Source organism: Citrobacter sp. HN-141, from assembly GCF_033341895.1.
Taxonomy (GTDB): Bacteria; Pseudomonadota; Gammaproteobacteria; order Enterobacterales; family Enterobacteriaceae; genus Citrobacter.
Genome location: NZ_JAWPBF010000015.1, coordinates 40378 through 60695 on the forward strand (window position 1 = coordinate 40378; position 20318 = coordinate 60695).

22 protein-coding genes and 1 pseudogene are annotated in these 20318 nt (G+C 52.7%); 7 read left to right on the forward strand and 16 right to left on the reverse strand.

The window, feature by feature from the left end; translation table 11 throughout:
- Positions 1-23 precede the first annotated feature (23 nt).
- Positions 24-926, reverse strand: coding sequence for a LysR family transcriptional regulator (locus RYZ59_RS17840; RefSeq protein WP_318049886.1), 903 nt, complete (start codon positions 924-926; stop codon positions 24-26).
- Between the two features lie 104 nt (positions 927-1030).
- Between RYZ59_RS17840 and RYZ59_RS17845 the strand changes: the two genes are divergently transcribed.
- The 3 genes from RYZ59_RS17845 (at position 1031) to RYZ59_RS17855 (ending at position 3522) form a co-directional block, all read left to right on the forward strand.
- Complete coding sequence (locus RYZ59_RS17845; RefSeq protein WP_318049884.1) at positions 1031-2038, forward strand: zinc-binding alcohol dehydrogenase family protein; 1008 nt, start codon at positions 1031-1033, stop codon at positions 2036-2038.
- Positions 2039-2054: 16 nt separating this feature from the next.
- Positions 2055-2345 (forward strand): putative quinol monooxygenase, encoded by a 291-nt coding sequence (locus tag RYZ59_RS17850; RefSeq protein ID WP_271449771.1) that lies wholly within the window; start codon positions 2055-2057, stop codon positions 2343-2345.
- 496 nt (positions 2346-2841) lie between these two features.
- Positions 2842-3522, forward strand: coding sequence for a hydrolase (locus RYZ59_RS17855; protein WP_202037376.1), 681 nt, complete (start codon positions 2842-2844; stop codon positions 3520-3522).
- A 70-nt stretch (positions 3523-3592) separates the two neighbouring features.
- Here the strand turns inward: RYZ59_RS17855 and RYZ59_RS17860 are convergent, their stop codons facing one another.
- A complete protein-coding gene (locus RYZ59_RS17860; protein WP_318049883.1) occupies positions 3593-4369 on the reverse strand; it encodes an SDR family oxidoreductase in 777 nt (258 codons plus the stop codon).
- A 147-nt stretch (positions 4370-4516) separates the two neighbouring features.
- Between RYZ59_RS17860 and RYZ59_RS17865 the strand changes: the two genes are divergently transcribed.
- Both RYZ59_RS17865 and RYZ59_RS17870 read left to right on the forward strand, forming a co-directional pair.
- Complete coding sequence (locus RYZ59_RS17865) at positions 4517-5461, forward strand: LysR substrate-binding domain-containing protein (RefSeq protein WP_318049880.1); 945 nt, start codon at positions 4517-4519, stop codon at positions 5459-5461.
- Between the two features lie 25 nt (positions 5462-5486).
- Positions 5487-6389 carry a carboxylate/amino acid/amine transporter gene (locus RYZ59_RS17870; protein ID WP_318049879.1) on the forward strand — a complete coding sequence of 301 codons (903 nt, stop codon included), beginning with the start codon at positions 5487-5489 and terminating at the stop codon, positions 6387-6389.
- Between the two features lie 28 nt (positions 6390-6417).
- Here the strand turns inward: RYZ59_RS17870 and nlpA are convergent, their stop codons facing one another.
- The 10 genes and pseudogenes from nlpA to RYZ59_RS17920 all read right to left on the reverse strand — a co-directional run bounded on the left by nlpA (position 6418) and on the right by RYZ59_RS17920 (position 15746).
- The gene (nlpA, locus tag RYZ59_RS17875) at positions 6418-7236 is read right to left on the reverse strand and encodes a lipoprotein NlpA (protein WP_202037372.1); all 819 of its coding nucleotides are present in this window, start codon (positions 7234-7236) and stop codon (positions 6418-6420) included.
- 123 nt (positions 7237-7359) lie between these two features.
- Positions 7360-7761 (reverse strand): annotated as a pseudogene (locus RYZ59_RS17880) (Rpn family recombination-promoting nuclease/putative transposase); the annotation flags it as partial.
- 160 nt (positions 7762-7921) lie between these two features.
- Positions 7922-8665, reverse strand: a complete 744-nt coding sequence (gene dagF / locus RYZ59_RS17885; RefSeq protein ID WP_318049875.1) for a 2-dehydro-3-deoxy-phosphogluconate aldolase — start codon at positions 8663-8665, stop codon at positions 7922-7924.
- Positions 8652-9761 (reverse strand): D-glucosaminate-6-phosphate ammonia lyase, encoded by a 1110-nt coding sequence (dgaE, locus tag RYZ59_RS17890; protein ID WP_318049873.1) that lies wholly within the window; start codon positions 9759-9761, stop codon positions 8652-8654. Before dgaE ends, dagF begins: the two co-directional genes overlap by 14 nt.
- 3 nt (positions 9762-9764) lie before the next feature.
- Complete coding sequence (locus tag RYZ59_RS17895; RefSeq protein ID WP_005121522.1) at positions 9765-10625, reverse strand: PTS system mannose/fructose/sorbose family transporter subunit IID; 861 nt, start codon at positions 10623-10625, stop codon at positions 9765-9767.
- Entirely contained in the window at positions 10622-11371 is a 750-nt protein-coding gene (locus RYZ59_RS17900) for a PTS mannose/fructose/sorbose/N-acetylgalactosamine transporter subunit IIC (protein ID WP_003023960.1), read from the reverse strand. Before RYZ59_RS17900 ends, RYZ59_RS17895 begins: the two co-directional genes overlap by 4 nt.
- A 25-nt stretch (positions 11372-11396) precedes the next feature.
- Complete coding sequence (locus RYZ59_RS17905; protein ID WP_003023959.1) at positions 11397-11882, reverse strand: PTS system mannose/fructose/N-acetylgalactosamine-transporter subunit IIB; 486 nt, start codon at positions 11880-11882, stop codon at positions 11397-11399.
- A 12-nt stretch (positions 11883-11894) separates the two neighbouring features.
- Positions 11895-12320, reverse strand: coding sequence for a PTS sugar transporter subunit IIA (locus tag RYZ59_RS17910; RefSeq protein WP_318049871.1), 426 nt, complete (start codon positions 12318-12320; stop codon positions 11895-11897).
- A 120-nt stretch (positions 12321-12440) separates the two neighbouring features.
- Entirely contained in the window at positions 12441-15239 is a 2799-nt protein-coding gene (gene dagR, locus RYZ59_RS17915; protein WP_318049870.1) for a transcriptional regulator DagR, read from the reverse strand.
- Positions 15240-15329: 90 nt separating this feature from the next.
- A complete protein-coding gene (locus RYZ59_RS17920; RefSeq protein ID WP_318049869.1) occupies positions 15330-15746 on the reverse strand; it encodes a GNAT family N-acetyltransferase in 417 nt (138 codons plus the stop codon).
- 129 nt (positions 15747-15875) lie between these two features.
- Between RYZ59_RS17920 and RYZ59_RS17925 the strand changes: the two genes are divergently transcribed.
- Entirely contained in the window at positions 15876-16169 is a 294-nt protein-coding gene (locus tag RYZ59_RS17925) for a YicS family protein (RefSeq protein WP_202037365.1), read from the forward strand.
- A gap of 94 nt (positions 16170-16263) precedes the next feature.
- Positions 16264-17646: a glycoside hydrolase family 1 protein gene (locus RYZ59_RS17930; RefSeq protein WP_318049868.1), complete on the forward strand. Its 1383-nt coding sequence runs from the start codon at positions 16264-16266 to the stop codon at positions 17644-17646.
- Positions 17647-17692: 46 nt separating this feature from the next.
- On the opposite strand, the gene nepI is transcribed toward RYZ59_RS17930, so the two are convergent.
- The 4 genes from nepI to RYZ59_RS17950 all read right to left on the reverse strand — a co-directional run bounded on the left by nepI (position 17693) and on the right by RYZ59_RS17950 (position 20261).
- Positions 17693-18886 (reverse strand): purine ribonucleoside efflux pump NepI, encoded by a 1194-nt coding sequence (nepI, locus tag RYZ59_RS17935; protein WP_318049867.1) that lies wholly within the window; start codon positions 18884-18886, stop codon positions 17693-17695.
- A gap of 118 nt (positions 18887-19004) precedes the next feature.
- Entirely contained in the window at positions 19005-19304 is a 300-nt protein-coding gene (locus tag RYZ59_RS17940; RefSeq protein WP_006687695.1) for a helix-turn-helix domain-containing protein, read from the reverse strand.
- A gap of 9 nt (positions 19305-19313) precedes the next feature.
- Positions 19314-19655, reverse strand: a complete 342-nt coding sequence (locus RYZ59_RS17945; protein WP_318049865.1) for a type II toxin-antitoxin system RelE/ParE family toxin — start codon at positions 19653-19655, stop codon at positions 19314-19316.
- A 78-nt stretch (positions 19656-19733) separates the two neighbouring features.
- Complete coding sequence (locus RYZ59_RS17950) at positions 19734-20261, reverse strand: SRPBCC domain-containing protein (protein WP_318049864.1); 528 nt, start codon at positions 20259-20261, stop codon at positions 19734-19736.
- Positions 20262-20318: the final 57 nt, after the last annotated feature.

Consider the following 20318-nt stretch of genomic DNA (forward strand, 5'->3'; position numbering starts at 1 on the left):
AATATTCTGGCGTAAAGCGCGTATTAGCTTTGCGCCAGCATTTCACACCGCGCCTTCACCGCCTCGTGCAACAGGCGTACCGCCGTTGAAAGCTGCTTCCGATGCGGGCAAATCATATTCAGCGGGACTTTCTCTCCCTGATAATCCGTCATCAGCAGTTGTAATCGACCGTCACGCACATCTTCACTGACATCCAGCCACGACTTGTACGCTATCCCCTCACCGGCAATCGCCAGTCGGCGGATCACTTCCGCATCGTCGCTCATAATGGTGCTGTTGACTTGCACACTGCTGACCTCGCCGTTACGCGTAAACGTCCAGCGATCGTGCAGGCGCCCACGCAATACAAAGGTCATGGCATTAAGCTGTGCTAAATCATCCGGACATTGTGGCTCACCGTTTTGCAAAACCCACTCCGGAGAAGCCACCAGCACACGTCGGTTACCCGATGCAACGGGTAGCGCGATATAAGACGCATCTTCTGTATTGCCGTAGCGAAACGCGACATCGACGGGGTCTTTAAAGACATCCGTGACCTGATCGGAGAAAAAGATCCGCAGACGCAGCGCAGGATAACGGCGTCGAAACGACTGAAAAACCGGCAGCAACAAATTCCGCCCGAGATCGGAAGGAACGGCAATTTGCAGCGTGCCTGAAATTTCATCTTCCGGCGTCTGGATTTTTTGTAACCCGGCATGCATCACATCCAGCATCTGGCGGGCATAGGGCAACCAAACCTCGCCTTCCGGCGTCAGCCGCAGACTGCGTGTGGAGCGGGCAAACAAGCGGATGGCCAGCGTGGATTCCAGACGCTTGATGGCAGAACTGACCTGAGCGGGCTGGACGCCAGCTTCGCGTGCGGCATCGCTAAAGCTATTCAGCGCCGCGGAGCGGACAAACAACGTGAGATCTTCAAGCCGGAACATTTTCACTCCCCGAGTATAAGTCCTGTCGCCGTAGGGCTATTTTTCCCGTTCTGTTGCCGGTTTACCATCGAATTATTCAACTGATTCCTGTAACCGGAGAGACCATGAAAGCCATCGCCATTACCCGCGCCGCAACCCACGGCAACAACATTGAGTTTTTACACGAGATAGATCTGCCTGTTCCGGTCGCCACTGGGCATGACCTGCTGGTTGAAGTGAAAGCGATTTCCGTCAATCCAGTCGATACCAAAGTTCGCGAAGGTTTCAATGCAGACGTGCCGCGCGTGCTGGGCTGGGACGCTGTGGGTGTCGTGAAATCCATCGGTGAAGCGGTGACATTGTTCTCACCCGGTGATGAAGTCTGGTATGCCGGTGCGCTGGGTCGCGCCGGGAGCAACAGCGAATTTCAACTGGTTGATGAGCGCATTACCGCGCTGAAGCCGCAATCACTAGATAACGCATCTGCTGCAGCCCTGCCGCTGACCGCGATTACCGCATGGGAAATGCTGTTCGATCGCCTCGGCGTAGAGGAAGGCGGCAATGAAAATGATGTTTTATTGATTGTTGGCGCGGCTGGCGGCGTCGGCTCCATTCTGACTCAACTGGCCAGTAAACTGACGAAAATGACCGTGATCGGCACAGCATCACGCGCGGAAAGCCAGAAATGGGTCCGTGAAGCGGGTGCGCACCATGTGATTGATCACAGCAAACCGTTAACGGATGAGCTGGCGCGGGTAGGAATCAAGGAAGTAACACACGTTGCCAGCCTGAACAATACCGAGCAGCACTACCAGCAAATCATTGCAGCACTGGCTCCGCAGGGAAAACTGGCGCTGATCGATGATCCGCAAACGCTGGATGCACGTCCGCTAAAAGCCAAAAGTATTTCACTGCACTGGGAATTTATGTTTACCCGTTCGATGTTCACCACCCACGACATCATTGCGCAGCATCAGTTACTGACCCGCGTGGCGCAGCTGATCGATAACAACACTCTTCGCACCACACTGGGCGAGTATTTTGGTGCTATCACTGCGGCGAATCTGCAAAAAGCCCACGCGCAAATTGAAACCGGTCGTTCAGTTGGCAAGATTGTGCTGGAGGGGTTTTAACATGTCTGATTCTGACGTGATTTCAATTATTGCGGTACTGAAAGCCAAACCAGGGAAAACCAACGCACTAAAACAGGCGTTAAAAGCGCTGTTACTCCCCACTCGTCGGGAGCCGGGAAATATTGAGTATGACCTGTTCCAGTTACGCGACACACCGGATGTTTTTTACGTGCGTGAGTCCTGGCGCGGTCAGGCCGGTCTGGACGACCATATCGCCCTGCCACATTTTCAATCATTCATTCTGCAAATGAATGACCTTCTGGCTGAGCCGTTACGGCTGGATTATCTGACCCCGATTGAGCCGTAATATTGATACCGTGCTCCCCTGTTGTTCGGGGAGCATAATAAATATCAGCTGGAGGATTTGCTTAACTCAAGAATAACTGGACAAAAAATAGATATGCTCATTAGCCTCTAAAAAACAGTAGCTTTCGTCACAAAGTTAACATTTAATATATATCGTTAATATTCATCCTGTATCACAATAATAATAACCATATAAAGATATATAGACCAGAAACATCCACCAGATCTTCACCCTTTAATTCCAGTGCACACCATAAAATAAGATGAATAAAGAAATATAATTTCATAATAACAGGCATTGTTATTTTAATGGGGTGGGAGGAAATTAAGTTCACTAAGGAAATTCTGAAAAAGATAACTTTAGCCCCTCTGAAATTAACCATGATGATGTCAATAATGGTTAATTAGCTGTAGAGCAAAAATGGATATCGCCCAGGCGATTATAGACTTTACTGCGGGTTAGATAACCCGCAAAAAGCAACAACAAGGAATGAATCATGTCTACACCTGCTAATTTTAATGGCCAACGCCCAGTGATTGATGTCAATGACGCAGTGATGTTGCTTATCGATCATCAAAGCGGCCTGTTCCAGACCGTTGGCGATATGCCAATGACTGAACTGCGTGCAAGAGCAACGGCTCTGGCAAAAATCGCCACCTTATGCAAAATGCCGGTGATCACCACCGCTTCTGTACCGCAGGGGCCAAACGGTCCACTTATCCCGGAAATTCATGAAAACGCACCTCATGCACATTATGTCGCACGCAAAGGTGAAATTAACGCCTGGGATAACAAAGAGTTTGTTGCGGCGGTAAAAGCGACAGGGCGTAAGACGCTGATTATTGCTGGTACCATCACCAGCGTATGCATGGCATTCCCGGCCATTAGCGCGGTAGCTGAAGGCTTTAAAGTCTTTGCGGTCATCGATGCTTCCGGTACTTACAGCAAAATGGCGCAGGAGATCACCATGGCCCGCGTCGTACAGGCTGGCGTCGTGCCGATGGATACTGCCGCGGTTGCGTCCGAACTGCAGAAAACCTGGAATCGGGAGGACGCAGCGGAATGGGCTGAAGTCTATACCAAAATCTTCCCGGCTTATCAGTTGCTGATTGAAAGCTATACCAAAGCCCAGGATGTCGTGAAAAATAACGAACTGCTGGACTCTCAGCGCGCTTAACTTTTTCCTTCTTTCACAAACGCCTGTTTAGTATAAGCAGGCGTTTTGTCATACGCGGCATCAGCCCCTGTCAGCCATTACGTCCAGCCATAACTCCCCCATCGACATCCCAGATGGCGCCAGTCACCCATTGCGCTTTGTCTGACAACAGGAACGCGACGGATTCAGCCACATCACGCGGCGTACCGACCCGCCCAATCGGATGGAAGCTGTCAAAGCTGCTCATCACACCTTGTACGTCTTCTTTCGGGATAAATCCTTCGTAGATAGGTGTATGCACGACGGCTGGCGAAACGGCGTTGACGCGAATACCGTGAGAGCCCAGTTCGATAGCCAGATTTTTGGTCATGGCATGCAGGCCCGCTTTTGCCATTGAGTACGCTGAAGAAGGCGTTGCGCCAATCGCCAGTTGTGCCCACATCGAACCAATATTCACAATAGCCCCCGGGATGTTAGCCGCTACCATATTTCGCACGACATCGCGGGTGATAAAAAACGTCGCGCGGTTGAGGCTCATATACAGTTCATAATCTTCAACTTCATGATCAGTGAAAGGTTTTGGGAAGAAGACCCCGGCCGCATTCACCAGCAGGTTTATATCTTTGTGCCCGGCGTTCACCGTTGCCATCACCTGCTTCATTCCGGCGTCTGACATCAGATCCGCCACAATGACCGCCACATCACCCAGCGCCGCCAGAGCCTGACGGGCCTGTTCCGCTTTCTCGGCACGATTGCCAATCAGCACCACGCGGCCACCACCCTGAAGGATCAGCTTCGCGGTTTCAAATCCGATACCACTGGTGCCGCCCACCACTAACAGTTTTTTTCCGGCAAATAATGCGTTCATCGCAAACCTCATTTAAAGAATGTGTTGATGCACTAAAGATGCCAGTTGGCGGCGGTACTGACGAATGAGAAGAAATAGCGTAGCAAGAAAGAAAATCTATCTTGCTGGCGTATACTCAGAACACTCAACGAGAAGGGAAAATGGCAGATGCGTTCACTCAACCGGCTTAAATGGTTACACGCTTTTGAGGCCACTGCCCGCCACGGCAGTTTTACCGGGGCGGCACAGGAGCTGGGGGTCACTCCGGCTGCCGTTGGGCAACTGGTTCGTGCGCTGGAAGACTGGGTTGGCCACCCGCTGCTGCATCGTACCCGTTCAGGCAAAGAGCGTCTCACGCTGGTCAGCGAAGCACAGGACGCGTTACGTGAGATAACCCAGGGACTGGATAGTCTGGAATCCGGGCTGAACAAGTTACGCGGTCGGCGGGCGCGCTCGGTGGTGATCATCACGGCCTCTCAGGTACTAGTGATGAACTGGCTGATGAGCCGCCTCAACCGTTTCTCACAAGCGCATGAAAACATAGAATTACGCCTGAACGTGACGGAAAAGCTGATGGATGTTGCTCATGGCGAAGCGGATTTGGGCGTACGTTGCGGCAAAGGCGACTGGCCTGGGGTAAATAAAACCTGGCTGATGGATGAAGAAGCGGTTCTGGTCTGTAGCCCACGCATTGTGCCAGTAGACAAAATATCCTGTGGTGAATGGCTGGCGGCACAGAAGCTTATCCATGATGACACCCCCCACCCCGGCGCCAATCTCCCGGACTTGAATGATGTCCTGACCGCCACCCAGGCACCTGTTGTTCGCGACAGTGGATTGCACATCAACTCTACCTCCGCGGTGATTCTGGCGGCGCTCAGTGGTCAAGGTGTCGCCATTGTGCGCAGGGCATTGGTGCAGCAGCTACTGACAGACGGACAACTGGTTCAACTCCATCCCAACATCCGCTGGCCTCTGGCATGGTCTTACTACATTGTTACGCCACAGCACGCGGTAATGCGCCCGGAAGTCAAAGTCTTTAATGACTGGCTGATTGCAGATGTGCTGGCAGAAATCACAACCATCTCTGCTATGATGCCCGCACACAAATAAAACAAAACAACATGCCGAGGGAAAGATGAGTTCCACCAGAAGAGGGATGATGAACGTCCTGATTGCCGCCGTATTGTGGGGAAGTTCAGGCGTTTGTGCACAGTACATCATGGAGCAAAGCCAGATGTCGTCACAGTTTCTGACCATGACGCGCCTGATTTTCGCCGGACTCATTCTGCTGATGCTCTCTTTTGTGCACGGCGACAAAGTCTTCTCCATTATCAAAAACCGCAAAGATGCCATCAGCCTGCTGATTTTTTCGGTGGTTGGCGCACTCACTGTCCAGCTAACCTTTCTGCTGACCATTGAAAAATCCAACGCCGCCACCGCGACGGTGCTGCAATTTTTGTCACCGACCATTATCGTGGCGTGGTTCTCCGTGGTGCGCAAAGCGCGACCGGGGATTTTAGTGCTGACCGCTATCTTCACCTCGCTTATCGGCACCTTCTTGCTGGTCACCCACGGTAACCCGACGTCGCTGTCCATTTCACCTGCCGCACTGTTCTGGGGTATCGCTTCTGCATTCGCCGCGGCTTTTTATACCACCTATCCTTCCACACTAATTGCACGGTACGGTACGCTGCCGGTCGTCGGCTGGAGCATGTTAATCGGCGGTCTGATCCTGCTCCCGTTCTATGCCGGGCAAGGAACAAACTTTTTGGTGAATGGCAGTTTGATTCTGGCGTTTTTCTATCTGGTGGTTATCGGCACGTCGCTGACGTTCAGTCTGTACCTGAAAGGTGCGCAGATGATTGGCGGACCGAAAGCGAGCATTTTGAGCTGCGCGGAACCGCTGAGTAGCGCGTTGCTGTCTCTGTTGTTGCTGGGCATTACATTCACCCTACCTGACTGGCTGGGCACACTGCTGATCCTCTCTTCGGTAATACTTATCTCAATGGACTCACGTCGCCGCGCCAGAGCGGTTTAGCGCCAACCGGCGCGGCAAAGGGTCATGATTACCAGCCCGGGACCGCGCCGCCGTTAAAGATGGTTTCCGCCGCCTTCGCCACTTCAGGTGACTGATAAGATTGCAGGAATTCTTTCACATTCTCGGCATCTTTATTGTCTTCTCGCGCCACCAGAATGTTCACGTACGGTGAGTTTTTGTCTTCAATAAATACGCTGTCATGTACCGGGGAAAGCCCGGTTTGCTGAATATAAGTGGTACTGATAATCGCCACATCCACTTTTTGATCGTCCAGCACACGCGGTAACTGCGCACCTTCCAGCTCCATAATATTCAGATGCCGTGGATTATCGGTGATATCCAGCGCCGTTGGCAGCAGGCCAGTATCCGCTTTCAGAGTGATTAATTTCTCTTTTTGCAGCAGTAACAACGCCCGTCCGAGGTTAGTCGGATCGTTAGGAATGGCAATCGTCGCACCGTCTTTCAGCTCAGCAAGGGTTTTGATTTTTTTCGAATAGCCGGCCATTGGGAAAACAAAGGTATTACCCACCGCCACCAGCTTATAGCCGTGCGCTTTATTATCTTGTTCAAGGAACGGACGATGCTGGAAGACGTTGGCGTCCAGTTCCCCGTGATTGGTGGCATCGTTGGGCAGCAGAGAACCGCTAAAACCCACCAGCTCCACCTCAAGGCCATATTTTTCTTTAGCGACTTTCTTCGCGACCTCCGCCACATCCTGCTCTGCGCCGTTAATCACACCCACTTTGATATGCTTTGCATCACTGCTCTGCTGATCACAACCAGCCAGCAATAATCCCGCCAGCAATACTGCCGCCCCGGCCCCGAAATAAGGTATCTTCAGCTTCACGTTTTATCCTTTTGCAATAACCGCCTGATGAGTAATGAAATGACTATAACGGGAAGGCCGCTGCGGTTTAAAAAACGAAAAAGCATCAGCAAGAAGAAAAAAGCATAACGGGAAAAAGATAAATTAGTCGGAAGATGCCGTTAGTTCATCACTTGAAAGCCCGGTGATAATTAGCACCAGTTCACGATCGATTCCCTTCTCAAGCATGGCATGGGCTATCCGCAATGCTTCGTCCTGTTTGCCCTCGCGTTTGCCTTCTAGCACCCCTGTCCTTCGCCCCGACTCACGTAAGCATTCTGCAATTGTCATTAATCTCTCCTTATGTTGAGGAACGCGCAGGGCAACTTCTCGAATAAACGCCTCAAAACGCGGTGCACTGCCAGACTGCACTAGGTAATTAAATAGCGTTTCTACCTGACTGTCATTAGCGTGTCCCTTAATCAACAGAGCAACCAGTTTATCGACCAGCACCATCAAATCGCGCTCGCGTATATGCTTCTGGACAAGTTCCAGGAGCGCCACTCGCACACACAACATCTGGGAACTTTTCTATCTGCGAGGCGGCCTGGCGGATAAATACATGCTTTTGCAATGTATTCATTTTCAGGGAATAGCGTTCGCAAAAATGCCCGGTAAGCGTGAGCACCTCCGGGCATTTTTTATGAGCCATCCGGCAATGGCGACATCACACCAGGTCTTTCACTATTTCCATCAACCTGACAACATCTTCAGGTCGGGTATTACCGCTATGTGGATCGATAATCGAGCTGTAAACATGCGGCATCACGCGGGGTACTCCCGCCTCCAGACAGGTTTGCAGGATAACGCCGAAGTTATCAAGATCGATACCGCCGGTCGGCTCAATCAACGTCATGCCGTTTTGTACTGCAGCCGTCGCCAGCACGTACAGCTCAGGCAGCGACTGCTCACCGCCCATCGGGAAGAACTTCGCCGCATGGGCTCCTGAATCCAACATCATACGGACCGCTGCATCGCAGGAAACGCGGGCTGGCGTGCCCTGACTGCTGCTGACACCCGTCGAGATCAGCACTTCCCCGGGTGTGCCCGTCGGGCTGACTAGCGCATTGATATGGGTTTGTTCACCGCCCGTTGCCGCCAGGGCGCCTGCCGCAAACCCGCAGCCGGTAAAGGTCTGGTTGACGTGCGCCGGATAGACCTGTGAGGCAATCATCGCCGCTTTGTAATACTGTGCCGGGTCGCCAGCCCCCAATCCGACGGAGATTGACGGCACATCCGTCATCCAGCGTTTAACTTCCCGAACGCCTTCCTCAACCGAAGAAAACTGCGCCGAAAGAATGCCGATCACCGCGTGGCCTTCGGCAGCATCATAGATTTCCCGCGCATTGGCGATATCCTTCGCCAGCACGTTAATGGCCACTTTATTACGATAAAAATTAATCTGCTGCATGTTCTGCAATCTCCTTTAGTCGGGCCACGATCAGCGCCATTTCCCCTTCTGCGACCGTACGCGGGTCAAGACTAAATATGTCCTGATGAAGGTTGTAACGGCGAGCGTAGATCGCGATATCGCCCTCTCGCAGCTGCGCTTCTACGGCGTAAGCATCCATTCCCAGCACCTGCGCATTCACCCGAATACGAATCCGCCAGATGGCGCGCCCGGCTTCGTCCTGCTCAATATCCGCATCCAGTCCGCGAATCTCTGAAATCGCCTGCACTACGGGGTGGAGCGCTTCGGCAGTGACCACGGTTTGTCCCTGATGGTAGTTTTCCAGGGCATACACCAGCCCAACCATATTCTCTTTGCCGATTTTCATCGCCCGGGCAATTCCGTGATGCTGAGCCTTACAGGCCGCAATCCACTGTTTCTTCCCGGTGATAAACCCGGACGTCGGCGCGTTAAAGGCTTTTGCCCCGCTGTAGACCACCATATCCGCCCCGCTTGCTACCCAGGCGTGTAAATCTTCCTCGGCGGCGGCATCGACAATCAGCGGCAGGTTGTGAACCTGCGCAACCTGCACAAAATCGGCGATGCTCAACATCCCTTTCTGCACGCAGTGGTGCGATTTCACGTACAGCAGCGCGGCGGTATTGTCGTTAATCGCGCTCTCCAGCTGCCAGCGGGCCGCCAGATTACTTGAACCGACTTCCACCACCCGTCCGCCGCCTAAGCGGATGGCGCTGGTGATGGGCGCACCGTAGTCAACGTTATGCCCGCGCAGCATGACCACTTCATTGGCCATACCTGCGCTGTCCGGCATCAGCGTGACTCGCGCCTGGTCACCACGGGTAATGGCGGCGGCAACAGCGATAGCAATACCCGCCGATGCACAGGAGGTGACATAGCTGTCTTCAGCCCCGGTGTAGCGGGAAACCAGCTCGCCGGTACGGTCCACCAGCCGATCAATTTCAACAAAGGCTGAGGCCGCTCGTGCGGTGGCTTGCATCACTTCCGGCGCCACGCTGGAAACACCCAAAATGGTCATCTTGCCGCAGGCGTTAATGACCTGTTTTAGGCCGAGTTGTTGATAGATATTCTGTGTCATGGCTTACAGTACTCCCAGCAGCGAACAGACCACGCTGAGCGCAACAATCGACAGCAAAATCGTGGTGTAACGCGGCCCTTTCTTCACCAGATAGAAGTAGATGGCGAACACCGCCGCCAGTGGTAACAGGCCGGGTGCAATAGAGTCGAGGATCTGTTGAACCACCACTTCAGAGCCTTTCAGGGCACTGAGTTTTAGCGGCGTGGTGATCTTGACGTAGCTTGCAGAAAGCGCCCCCATCATGATCAGACCCAACACGTTCGCGCCGTAGATCAGTTCTTTAATTCGCCCCCCTTGCAGCAGACCGATAATCGAATCACGTCCCAGCGTATAGCCTTTGTGAACCATGCCGTAGCTGATTGCCAACGTGATAGCGGGATAGAGAATGAGCGGCACAATACCGCCCATCGCACTGCCATTGGCGGCAAACGGGATGAAAATCGCAATTAACAGCGGCATGACGGCGGCCCAGATGATGGAGTCCCCCATCCCAGCCAGCGGCCCCATCAGCCCGGTTTTAATCCCGGTAATTGAGGCATCGCTGATCGGCTCGCCGCGGGTTTTCTGCTCCTCCATCGCAATGGAGATCCCCTGAATCACCGCCCCGAACGTCTGCTCTGAGTTGAAGAAGTTCAAATGGCGTTTCAGCGCTTCCACCTGCTCCTCTTTTTGCGGGTAGAGTTTTTTGATGATCGGCGTCATCGAGGCGCAGAAAATCAGGCTTTGCAAACGCTCATAGGAGCTGGACACTTCCGCACCCAGCCAATAAATAAACCAGGCTTTGGTGATGTCGGCTTTGGTCAGCGTGCCGCTTTCACGCGCGCGCTCTACCAGTTCATGCTGCATTACGTCGCTGCTCATCATGCTGCTCCTTCATTTTTCGCCAGACCTTTAATCAGGAAGGCCACGCAGGTACCAAAGATTGCCATCGCCATGATGTCTACCTTCAGGTACAGCACCGCAAAGAAACCGCCGATAAACCACGGCAGCAGGCTCTTTTTACCGATCACCATAATGGTGATGGCGAAGCCCAGCGCCGGCAGAATGCCGCCCATAATTTCAAAGGAGTGCGTCAACCAGTGCGGCATCAGCTTCAGGAAGCTTTCCACAACGTCCTGACCAAAATAGTTGGCGGCAAACACCACCGGGAAACGCAGCACCAGTCCGAGTAACGCCGGGTAGAGGAACGCACAGCGCATAATGCCTGCCATGTTTGCCGTTTCCGCATGCTTGTCGGCCATATGTACCCACGCCGCGTTTAACGTACGGCGCAACTGGTCGAGGAACACGCCGATAACACCGAACGGGATCGCCAGTGCGATAGCCAGGTTCGGGTCCATTCCGGCCTTCACGGCGATAGGAATTGAAATACAGGCAGCCAGCGCCGGATCCGACGGGACGTTGCCGCCTGGCGTGGAGGTCACGCCGAGATAAACCAGCTGCATACCTGCGCCGATGATCATCGCCGTTTCCATGTTGCCTAACAGCAGGCCAACGAATACGGCAATCACCACTGGCTGTAGCAGCATGGCGGAGAAGGTGTAGCCAAGGCGTAATCGGGCAAACCAGTAATACAACCCCATCAGGCTTGCAAAGACTAAAGTATCCATAATTAAGTACCCTGTTATCAAAGAATTAGAATTTTTTCAGGATATCGTCCAGCGACTGCGGCTTATCTTCCGGGATGGTCTGGAAGAACACCTGAATCCCACGATTTTTCAGGTCGCTCAGAATGCCGACGTCTTTTTCATCCAGCGTAATGTTCTGGAACACCGCTTTGCGGTTTGGTCCACCGCCCAGTCCGCCCACTTGAATAGTGGTGACATCAAAGCCCAACTGGACCGCTTCCTGAACCGCCGCCAGGGAGGGGAACAGCACCAGCACTTTGCCGTCACCCAGTTGATTCTCTTTCCAGGCAGCGGCAAAACTTTGATTACCGAAGCAATCCACTTTGATGTTCGGCGGCGCGGCCATCAGGTAGATATTTTTCATAAACGGATCGGCATCCAGCTCATCGCTGACCACCGCAATCCGGTTTGCCTGAGATTGCCCAACCCATTTGGTCACCACTTGTCCATGAATCAGACGGCTATCGATACGACATAAAACGATGTTTGCCATGATGTTTATTCCTTATTGTGATTGTTGTAATTGACGTACGTGGGCCACAACGTCCAGGCAGCTGCTACGCCCGGCCTCGACCAGTTCGGCCACGCAGGTGGTCAGTTGGCCATGCTCGCGTTTGTCGAGCGCCTCCAGTAACAAAGAGGCGTTGAGTCCGGAAATCACTGCCACCGGGTAATCGGCGCTCAGCCGTGCCGCCACGTTAGAGGTGGTGCCGCCAATAAAATCGGTCAGGATCAGTGAGCCTTCTGGCATGATTTTCACTACGGCTTCGACGCGCTGATAAAACTCGCCAAGCGTATCAACAGGCATCAGCGCAATTTCCGTTACGCCTTTAATTTCGCCCATTACCATGCGCAGGCTGTTGCAAAGCTGTTGCCCCCAGCCGCCATGGGTCAGCAGCAGGATCTGGGGCAAGGATTCAGTGGTAGTCAAAATGGCCTCCTGGCTCGATTACATAGACATAGGTAAACAGAGCAAAGGCTGTGCCAGAATTTGTGTCACGCGGGGGAGTTGTGGGTGCCGACGGGGCGCAAAGCCCCATCAGGCAAGGGATTAGCTATATAACAGTTCGTAGATATAAATATATTCCGCATCCGATAAGCGAATGGCATAGGCCTCTTCAATCGGCAGGAAGGCGGATTTAATGACACTAAACGCACGAACATCCAGATCCGGCTTGTTCTCCAGCGCCATCTGTAACGGTTTGCGGTTAATCACGATACGCTCGACCATACAACAGCAGTGGATCAGGAAACGCAGTGTCACCTGGCGACTCGGTTTTAGCGAAAGCGTGGTGGTCAGATGGTTAAGTACACCTTCCATTTCCTTCAGAATCCGCTGTGGGTTAAGCACTGAAATATGGTTAATGATACTTTCCATGGTCAACGCACTGATAAAGCGCATCGCGCTGCGCTCCATCTGCAGTCGGCGTTCGCTGCTGGAGAGATCCGGCGTCAGCAGGCTGAGCACCAGCTCAGGGCCTTGCTCAGAGAACAATTCTTCGAGCGAGATAAACGGAATATCCGGCAGTCCCGGCTGGAAAGTACCCACGATGCCTGCCAGTCGTTCACTGGCGTTAATCGCCTGCTGAACGCGCTCGAGGCTGCGAACTTCGTTGTAATCGAGGATCACCATCCGTGTGTCCTGCGACATCAGTTCGCCGAAGCTCTCTTCCAGAACCTTTTTGATTTTTTCTGCCGTTCCCATCCCGGTGATGCAGGAGATAACCAGTACTTTGCCGTTATTTTCCTGCTGTGGCGTACAGAGCTGGCAGGGTATATTTTTACTCTGCATCAGTGCCGCCAGCTGCGGTAACTCACTGGTTTCATAGCTTAAATCCAGCCCTATCTCCAGCAGGCTGGTGAGCGTAATGTTGGGCATCAGCAGAACGTCTATCTGGAATAATTTGCTGATCGTGCTACCAAAATGGACCAATGAGCCAATATCCACCATCAGGATCAATCGGCGATATTGCCGGGTCTGAATCATCTGCGTCAGGGCTTCCAGCGTGTCGTGCACCGACTGCTCAAAAGGCATATCGATAGCGCTGAACACCTCGCGTTCCAGCACACGATTCACGTACTGCGCCTGGCTTGTGGCGGTCGTCGCGCCGTGGGCAATCAAAATCACCCCGCAGTCCGGGCTGGCGTCAATCCGTTGGCGGTAATGGCGGCACTCCTTGAGGAACAGGCACAGCCAGACCACTTCCGTCGCCGGGCATTGAATATGCAGCAGTTCATTGATTTTTCGGCATAACAGCGTGGCGTTTTCGTATTCATCTTTACAGCGGTCGAGGATCAGGCTGGAAGAATAAAGTTGTGGAATAAGCCCGCGCTGCACGTAGCCAATCAGCGCCAGGAAGTGTTTGCGCAGCGGGTTAACCAGATTTTCCGGCAGCGTGAAGCCAAGCACCTGCTCAACGCAGCCAATCAGCAGCGTGACTCGCTCTTCGATCTGATCGCCATAGCGCGGGGGGTGCGCCACGCTGTCGCGGCTATAGAGACCATATTCAAAAATCGAGCTGAGTTTGTTTTTGAGGATTGCCAGCGTTTCGGCTGGCGGTACGTTGCTGTTACGCAGGTTGATATATTCCCGGGTCAGGAAGCTGTAAAAGAGATCGCTCTCCTCAATTTCGGCTCCGGTGGCCAGCGAATTTTTCAGTGCGGGCAGCGTGCGGGCATCGATGCTCAGGTGCTCTTTGCCTTCGAACAGCGCCCCAACCAGCAGACGTTGTTCCGGCGTGGCGTTAAAGGGGATCTCGGTCAGACGTTTATCCAGCTGTAGCGTATCGCTGTGCTCCGTCATTCCCGAGGCCCAGGCCTGGGCGCAGAGAAACTGAATGTCGCTCTTGAGCTGACCAATATTGCCTTCCAGCGGCTTATTCAGCAGCCAGAGCAGCAGGGTACGGTCGATGCTTATCGTACGCTCGATTTTGCGGCTCTCACGCTGTAAGAAACCAACAATCAGTTCAACCTGCTCTTCCACCGAACGCTGGCGGATACCGGGGAGATCGATACATACCTGAATACGTCGCTGGAAGGTACGCAGCAAAGCCGAGCTTACCGGTTCGGTGGTCGCACATATCAGGCGAACTGAAATAGACCGCGCCACGGCGCTCGAACCCAGCGGCCGGTATTCACCTTTGTCGAGAATAGAAAACAGCTTTTCCTGACCTTCATACGGCAGGCGATGCACTTCATCAAGCAGCAGATAGCCGCCATCAGCCTGTTCGACCAAACCGGGTTTATTCTCGTTTGCGCCGGTAAACGCCCCCTGTCGATGACCAAACAGGTGCGAAGAGAGCAGTTCCGGGTTATGGGCGTATTCCGCGCAGTTGAAATAAACCAGCGGCGGGGGCGTTCCCGCTGCACGTTCACAAGCGAAACGGTGCATCAGTTCGGCAAAAAAGGTTTTACCCACGCCGGAGGGACCGGTCAGCAGAACATGCAGCCCATGGGGATACAGCACCGCCGCGCGGCCTTTTTCCACCGCATCACGCAGGCTGCGATCGTAACCAATCAGGCCGGAAAAGGGATCGTCTGTTGCCTGGTTTTCCTGAACAGGCAACAGGTCAGCAACGGTTTGCACTTCACGCTCGGACTCATCCAGTTTGCGCCCCAACAGCGTTTCAATTGCCTGACGATGCAGAAAGAATACCGGACGCCCGCGGCTTTTAATCACCAGGCCGTCGTTCCAGAGCTGATTGAGATCTTTACTGACTGAGTTGCGCGCCAGCCCGAGGTTAAAGCCGATGGCCTCCGCTGTGAACGCCGTTTCCTGCGCCAGATGGGCAAGATTCACTCCTCGCGTCAGCCGTTCCAGCTCTCCCAGTATTATCTCAATCCGTCTCATCTCTTTACCGCTTAAGAAATAAATGATTGTTCAGAACATACACTATTCTGCTACGCAAGAAAGTGAGGCGGCATCCAGACCTTCCGGTCATCAAAACGTTTTCGACAAATAATGGCGTGCGGAACCGGTTTCCGGGAAGTTATCGAGGGTCATTTGCAGCTGATAGCCGTTTTTCTGATAAAACGGCAGCGCCTGGAAACTCATGGTATCCACCAGCGCATGCAGGCATCCTCTCTCACGCGCCGTCTGTTCGGCGGCCTGCATCAATTGTGTGCCATAACCGCCTTTACGCAGCGAGTCATGCATCCACAGAAAATCGATACACAGCCATTCACCTTTGATTTTGCCGATCAGCCCGCCCAGAATTTCATTGCGATCATCACGCCAATACACCGCCAGGTCACCAAAATTGGTGGTTCTCAGGAACTGGCGATTGTAAGCGCGCAATCCGGCAAGCAGGGCATTTTGATCGTCTTCTGTAACGGTATCAGTAATCTGTATCTGCATCCTATCCTCCTGAAACACTACAACTTCTGGCTGATTTATTTTTAAACGTTAACACAGGCTGATGAGTGAGCCGTATGCCGTCTACACTTACCCTTGAGATGATGCGCATAGACAACAAGGATTATTATCATGAAATTAGCCGTTTTTCCGATTATTGCCGTCCTTTTCACGCTACCGGGCCTGGCGCAGGCTGACTCGGCTTACGGCGGGTTACAGTCGGTTCACGAAAAGAACACCGTACTCAAGGATTTGCGCAAACTTTGCACCCCACAGGGGTCGCCATCGGATGAAGTGTGGGAAAAAACGATTATGTCTGATACGCGCAATCAGCAGCATATTCGCGAAGCCATTGTGGCAATAGAAAGAAATAATCAGAACAACTACTGGGAAGCGCTTGGCAAAGTTGAGTGCCCTGATTTATAGCCATTATGTTGGAAAATGAGCACTGTAACCGGTTTCTGTATCGCAAAAACACGTATTGTTGCCACAACGAATAAAGAGTAAGGGAGCAACAATAATGCGATACCGTTTTCCTGCGAACTTCTGGTGGGGCAGTGCCTGCTCCGCGCTGCAAACGGAAGGTGATAGCCTCAACGGCGGCAAAAGCCAGACCACATGGGATGTGTGGTTCGACCGCCAACCGGGTCGGTTCCATCAGGGAATTGGTCCGGCGAACACATCCACGTTTTATCAGCATTGGAAACAGGACATCGCCCTACTCAACCAGCTGAAACATAACAGCTTTCGTACATCGCTGAGCTGGTCACGCCTGATCCCAAACGGCACGGGTGAGGTGAATCCAGAGGCCGTTGATTTTTATAACAACGTCATCGACGAGCTGCTGGCACAAGGTATTACGCCCTTTATCACCCTGTTCCATTTTGACATGCCGATGGTGATGCAGGAGAAAGGCGGCTGGGAAAACCGTGAAGTGGTCGAGGCATTTGGCCACTATGCACAGACCTGCTTTAACTTGTTCGGCAATCGGGTGAAGCACTGGTTCACCTTTAACGAACCGATTGTCCCGGTAGAAGGCGGTTATCTGTATGATTTCCACTACCCTAACGTGGTGGATTTCAAACGCGCCGCGACTGTGGCGTACCACACCATTCTGGCGCATTCGACGGCGGTTCGGGCATATCGCGCTGCAAACCTTGACGGTGAAATCGGCGTGGTGCTGAATTTAACGCCTTCCTACCCGCGCTCGCAAAACCCGGCCGATGTGAAAGCCGCACACTACGCAGACCTGCTCTTTAACCGTAGTTTCCTCGACCCGGTGCTGAAGGGTGAATACCCGGCGGATCTGGTGGCATTGCTGAAAGAATACGATCAGCTACCAGCCTGCCAGCCCGACGACGCGCAGTTGATCGCCGAGGGTAAAATCGACCTGCTTGGCATCAACTACTATCAGCCGCGTCGCGTTAAATGTCGCGATAGCGCCGTCAACCCGGATGCTCCGTTTATGCCGGAGTGGCTGTTTGATTACTACGAAATGCCGGGACGTAAAATGAACCCCTACCGTGGCTGGGAAATCTATGAGCCGGGTATTTACGATATTATTACCAACCTGCGTGATAATTATGGCAACCCGCGCTGTTTTATTTCTGAAAACGGTATGGGTGTCGAAAATGAGCAGCGTTTCATCGAGCAGGACCAGATAAACGACAGCTATCGTATTGAATTTGTATCTGAACATCTGAAATGGCTACACAAAGGCATTAGCGAAGGCTGCAATTGTCTTGGCTACCATATGTGGACCTTTATTGATAACTGGTCATGGCTGAACGGATACAAAAACCGCTACGGTTTTGTCCAGCTCGATCTGGAAACGCAAAAACGCACGGTGAAAAAGAGTGGCGAATGGTTTGCTCATACCGCCGAGCACAATGGTTTTAATTAAAACCAACCAGGATGCCGGATAGCAATCCGGCATACCGTGTTTTAGTTTATTGCATATCTTTTATGCGAACTTTTGCTGCCACCAGAAGCGCCGTCAGCAGCATCAGGCTGCCGGAAATCATCAGGGGTGACAGCAGTCCGAGGGTATCGAGCGCATACCCGCCAATCGCAGCGCCACAGGTGTTAGCCAGCTGGATCACGGCGACCTGAACAGACCCGGCTTTCTCTGCCTGATCGGCCAAAGAACGGGTGATCCACGTCGACCAGCCCACCGGTACCAGCGCAAACAACAGTCCCCAGATAATCGCAATACCCGCCGCCACCACTTTGTCGCTGCCCCACAGGATCAGGACCAGCGCACTGAGCGCCAGCACCAGTGGCGCACCGGCTAACGCCAGTTTGACCGAACGCTTCAAAATCATCGATGAGAACGACGTACCAACAAAGCTGGCAATACCGAAGCTCAGCAGCACCAGCGTCAGGCCATCAACGTCAAAGCCCGCCAGATTCATATAGATCGGGCGAATATAGGTAAAGAAGGCGAACTGCCCGGCAAAGGACATGAAGATGGCAATCATCCCGGCCATCACCCCTGGACGCTGCAACAGGCTGAACATGTTTTGTTTCTGATGCGAAGGTTCGCCAGGCAGCGAAGGCAACGCTCTCACCACCCAAATCGTGCACAGCACGCCCATTACCGCCGCCGCATTAAACACGTTACGCCAGCCGATAATGCCGCCCAAAAAGCTCCCCAGCGGCGCGGCAATGACCAGCGCGATGGAGACCGCGCCAAAAATCACCGACAGCGCTTTCGGCACCGTACGTGCAGGGACCAGACGCATGGTCAGCGATGCCGACATCGCCCAGAAGCCGCCAAGAGCCAGACCGAGGCAGGCGCGGCCAACGAGCAGCAGCGAAAAAGAATTGGCAAAGGAAACCAGCAGACAGGAAAGCGTCAGCAGCACCGAAAAGAGGATCACCACATAACGACGATCGGTCGCCTGAATAATTTGCGTCACAAACAGGCTGGCAAACATGGCGACAAACGCCGTTACGGTCACCGATTGCCCAGCAACACCTTCCGAAATACCGAGGTCCTGCGCCATTGGCGTCAACAAACTGACGGGCAGAAATTCAACGGTTATCAGGCAGGCAACACAGAACGCCACGGCGAATACCGCCGACCAGTTCGGTCGGGCATTTGCCTCAGCGCGGGATTTTTGTTCAACAGCGTCACTCATTTTGTTACCTGCGTGGGGTTATTGTAGAAAAGTTACGCAGTGTAACATTAAATTTGTGACGTATTTAACGTTTCAGCAACTGTTTTTCATTTGTTGCAGACGCCAGATTATCGGATTCCTAAAGATGGAACGCGACTCTTTTCCCTGTTGGCAGCTTAACATCAATGCTCAACTCACCACCCAGCGCAGCGACATAACGCTTTAGAGTCGACAGGCGTGGATCGTTATCAGCCTGTTCCATTTTTGCAATTGTTGGCTGCTTGACGCCCATTGCTGAGGCAAGTTCAGCCTGAGAGAGATTTAGTTCTTCCCTTAACATATTTAACGCAACTGCCTGACGTAGCACTTCTACTTTTTCAGCAATGCGCTCCTGGCTTTCGGGGCTTTGTTTAGCCATCAATTCTTTAAGGGTAGCCATAATTTTTCCTTACTTATTAAGGTGCTTTCGGTACTCAATATCTGCAAACTTGATCATATCTTTATAGAATTTCTTCTCGTTTATCCCTGTTTTATCCCCGGCACATAACACGATGCCATGACGGGAAGGATCAAACGCAAAGAACGCCCGAATGGGATTGCCCTGATGTTGTACCCGTAACTCTTTCATATTTGAAAAAGCAGAATCATTCACCGTATCTGCAAACGGCCTGCCTAACTGGGGTCCATATTCGGACAAAATCATCATCGCTGCGAGCATATCCTCCTTGAGCACTTCGGTTTGTACATCAAACCACTTGTCGAAAGCATCCGTTGTTTCCACATCCCACATCAGCGATCCCTCATAGCTAATAAGCTATAGGTAAATTATAGCCTATTAGCTATTAAATCAATGCTTATCACGCACTCATTATTCGCTAACTGACGCAGCCCTTGCCAGTCCGGTTATCCACTCCTGGTGACCGTTAATCATCGGATTGGGTAGCGTACGCGCCAGCTCCTGTGCCGGAACACCACGCTGCGACTCCTGGGTCAGAATACGTACGCGCCCGCCGGGTAAATCTTCAAACAGCCAGGCATGGACAACATCCAGACGCGAATCAGCATCCCCTTCCGCCCAGCCGTGCCAGGCAATACGTGCAGCCTGACCATCGACCGGTGGCGCATATTCGATGATTTGCGCTTCAATCGGGAAGCCAAAGGTTGTGAAACGGAAACGAGCGTTCATGCTCAGTAACGGTCCGGAGCCATCGTGAAACCGGATATCCGCCACATTGCTGTAATAAGTCGGCCAGCGCGTTGTGTCGTTGAGCTGCGCCCAAACGGCGCGGGCGCTCAGTCCGGCAACAATGATTTCATTGGAGGCAAAGTTATCGGTCGTCCCTGGCAAATACGCTTGCGGCCAGATAACCGCACTTTGTTGAGTCGCTTGTTTCATAATGTTCCTCGTCGTGTAAGTTAACGAGGATCATCATGCGCGGGAGAGAGATATAAA

Excerpts from the sequence above, each read along its gene's own strand:
- RYZ59_RS17840 (WP_318049886.1), bottom strand. The coding sequence starts at position 926 with ATGTTCCGGCTTGAAGATCTCACGTTGTTTGTCCGCTCCGCGGCGCTG.
- RYZ59_RS17845 (WP_318049884.1), top strand. The coding sequence starts at position 1,031 with ATGAAAGCCATCGCCATTACCCGCGCCGCAACCCACGGCAACAACATT.
- RYZ59_RS17855 (WP_202037376.1), top strand. The coding sequence starts at position 2,842 with ATGTCTACACCTGCTAATTTTAATGGCCAACGCCCAGTGATTGATGTC.
- RYZ59_RS17860 (WP_318049883.1), bottom strand. The coding sequence starts at position 4,369 with ATGAACGCATTATTTGCCGGAAAAAAACTGTTAGTGGTGGGCGGCACC.
- RYZ59_RS17865 (WP_318049880.1), top strand. The coding sequence starts at position 4,517 with ATGCGTTCACTCAACCGGCTTAAATGGTTACACGCTTTTGAGGCCACT.
- RYZ59_RS17870 (WP_318049879.1), top strand. The coding sequence starts at position 5,487 with ATGAGTTCCACCAGAAGAGGGATGATGAACGTCCTGATTGCCGCCGTA.
- dagF (WP_318049875.1), bottom strand. The coding sequence starts at position 8,665 with ATGCAGCAGATTAATTTTTATCGTAATAAAGTGGCCATTAACGTGCTG.
- dgaE (WP_318049873.1), bottom strand. The coding sequence starts at position 9,761 with ATGACACAGAATATCTATCAACAACTCGGCCTAAAACAGGTCATTAAC.
- RYZ59_RS17895 (WP_005121522.1), bottom strand. The coding sequence starts at position 10,625 with ATGATGAGCAGCGACGTAATGCAGCATGAACTGGTAGAGCGCGCGCGT.
- RYZ59_RS17900 (WP_003023960.1), bottom strand. The coding sequence starts at position 11,371 with ATGGATACTTTAGTCTTTGCAAGCCTGATGGGGTTGTATTACTGGTTT.
- RYZ59_RS17905 (WP_003023959.1), bottom strand. The coding sequence starts at position 11,882 with ATGGCAAACATCGTTTTATGTCGTATCGATAGCCGTCTGATTCATGGA.
- dagR (WP_318049870.1), bottom strand. The coding sequence starts at position 15,239 with ATGAGACGGATTGAGATAATACTGGGAGAGCTGGAACGGCTGACGCGA.
- RYZ59_RS17920 (WP_318049869.1), bottom strand. The coding sequence starts at position 15,746 with ATGCAGATACAGATTACTGATACCGTTACAGAAGACGATCAAAATGCC.
- RYZ59_RS17925 (WP_202037365.1), top strand. The coding sequence starts at position 15,876 with ATGAAATTAGCCGTTTTTCCGATTATTGCCGTCCTTTTCACGCTACCG.
- RYZ59_RS17930 (WP_318049868.1), top strand. The coding sequence starts at position 16,264 with ATGCGATACCGTTTTCCTGCGAACTTCTGGTGGGGCAGTGCCTGCTCC.
- nepI (WP_318049867.1), bottom strand. The coding sequence starts at position 18,886 with ATGAGTGACGCTGTTGAACAAAAATCCCGCGCTGAGGCAAATGCCCGA.
- RYZ59_RS17940 (WP_006687695.1), bottom strand. The coding sequence starts at position 19,304 with ATGGCTACCCTTAAAGAATTGATGGCTAAACAAAGCCCCGAAAGCCAG.
- RYZ59_RS17945 (WP_318049865.1), bottom strand. The coding sequence starts at position 19,655 with ATGTGGGATGTGGAAACAACGGATGCTTTCGACAAGTGGTTTGATGTA.
- RYZ59_RS17950 (WP_318049864.1), bottom strand. The coding sequence starts at position 20,261 with ATGAAACAAGCGACTCAACAAAGTGCGGTTATCTGGCCGCAAGCGTAT.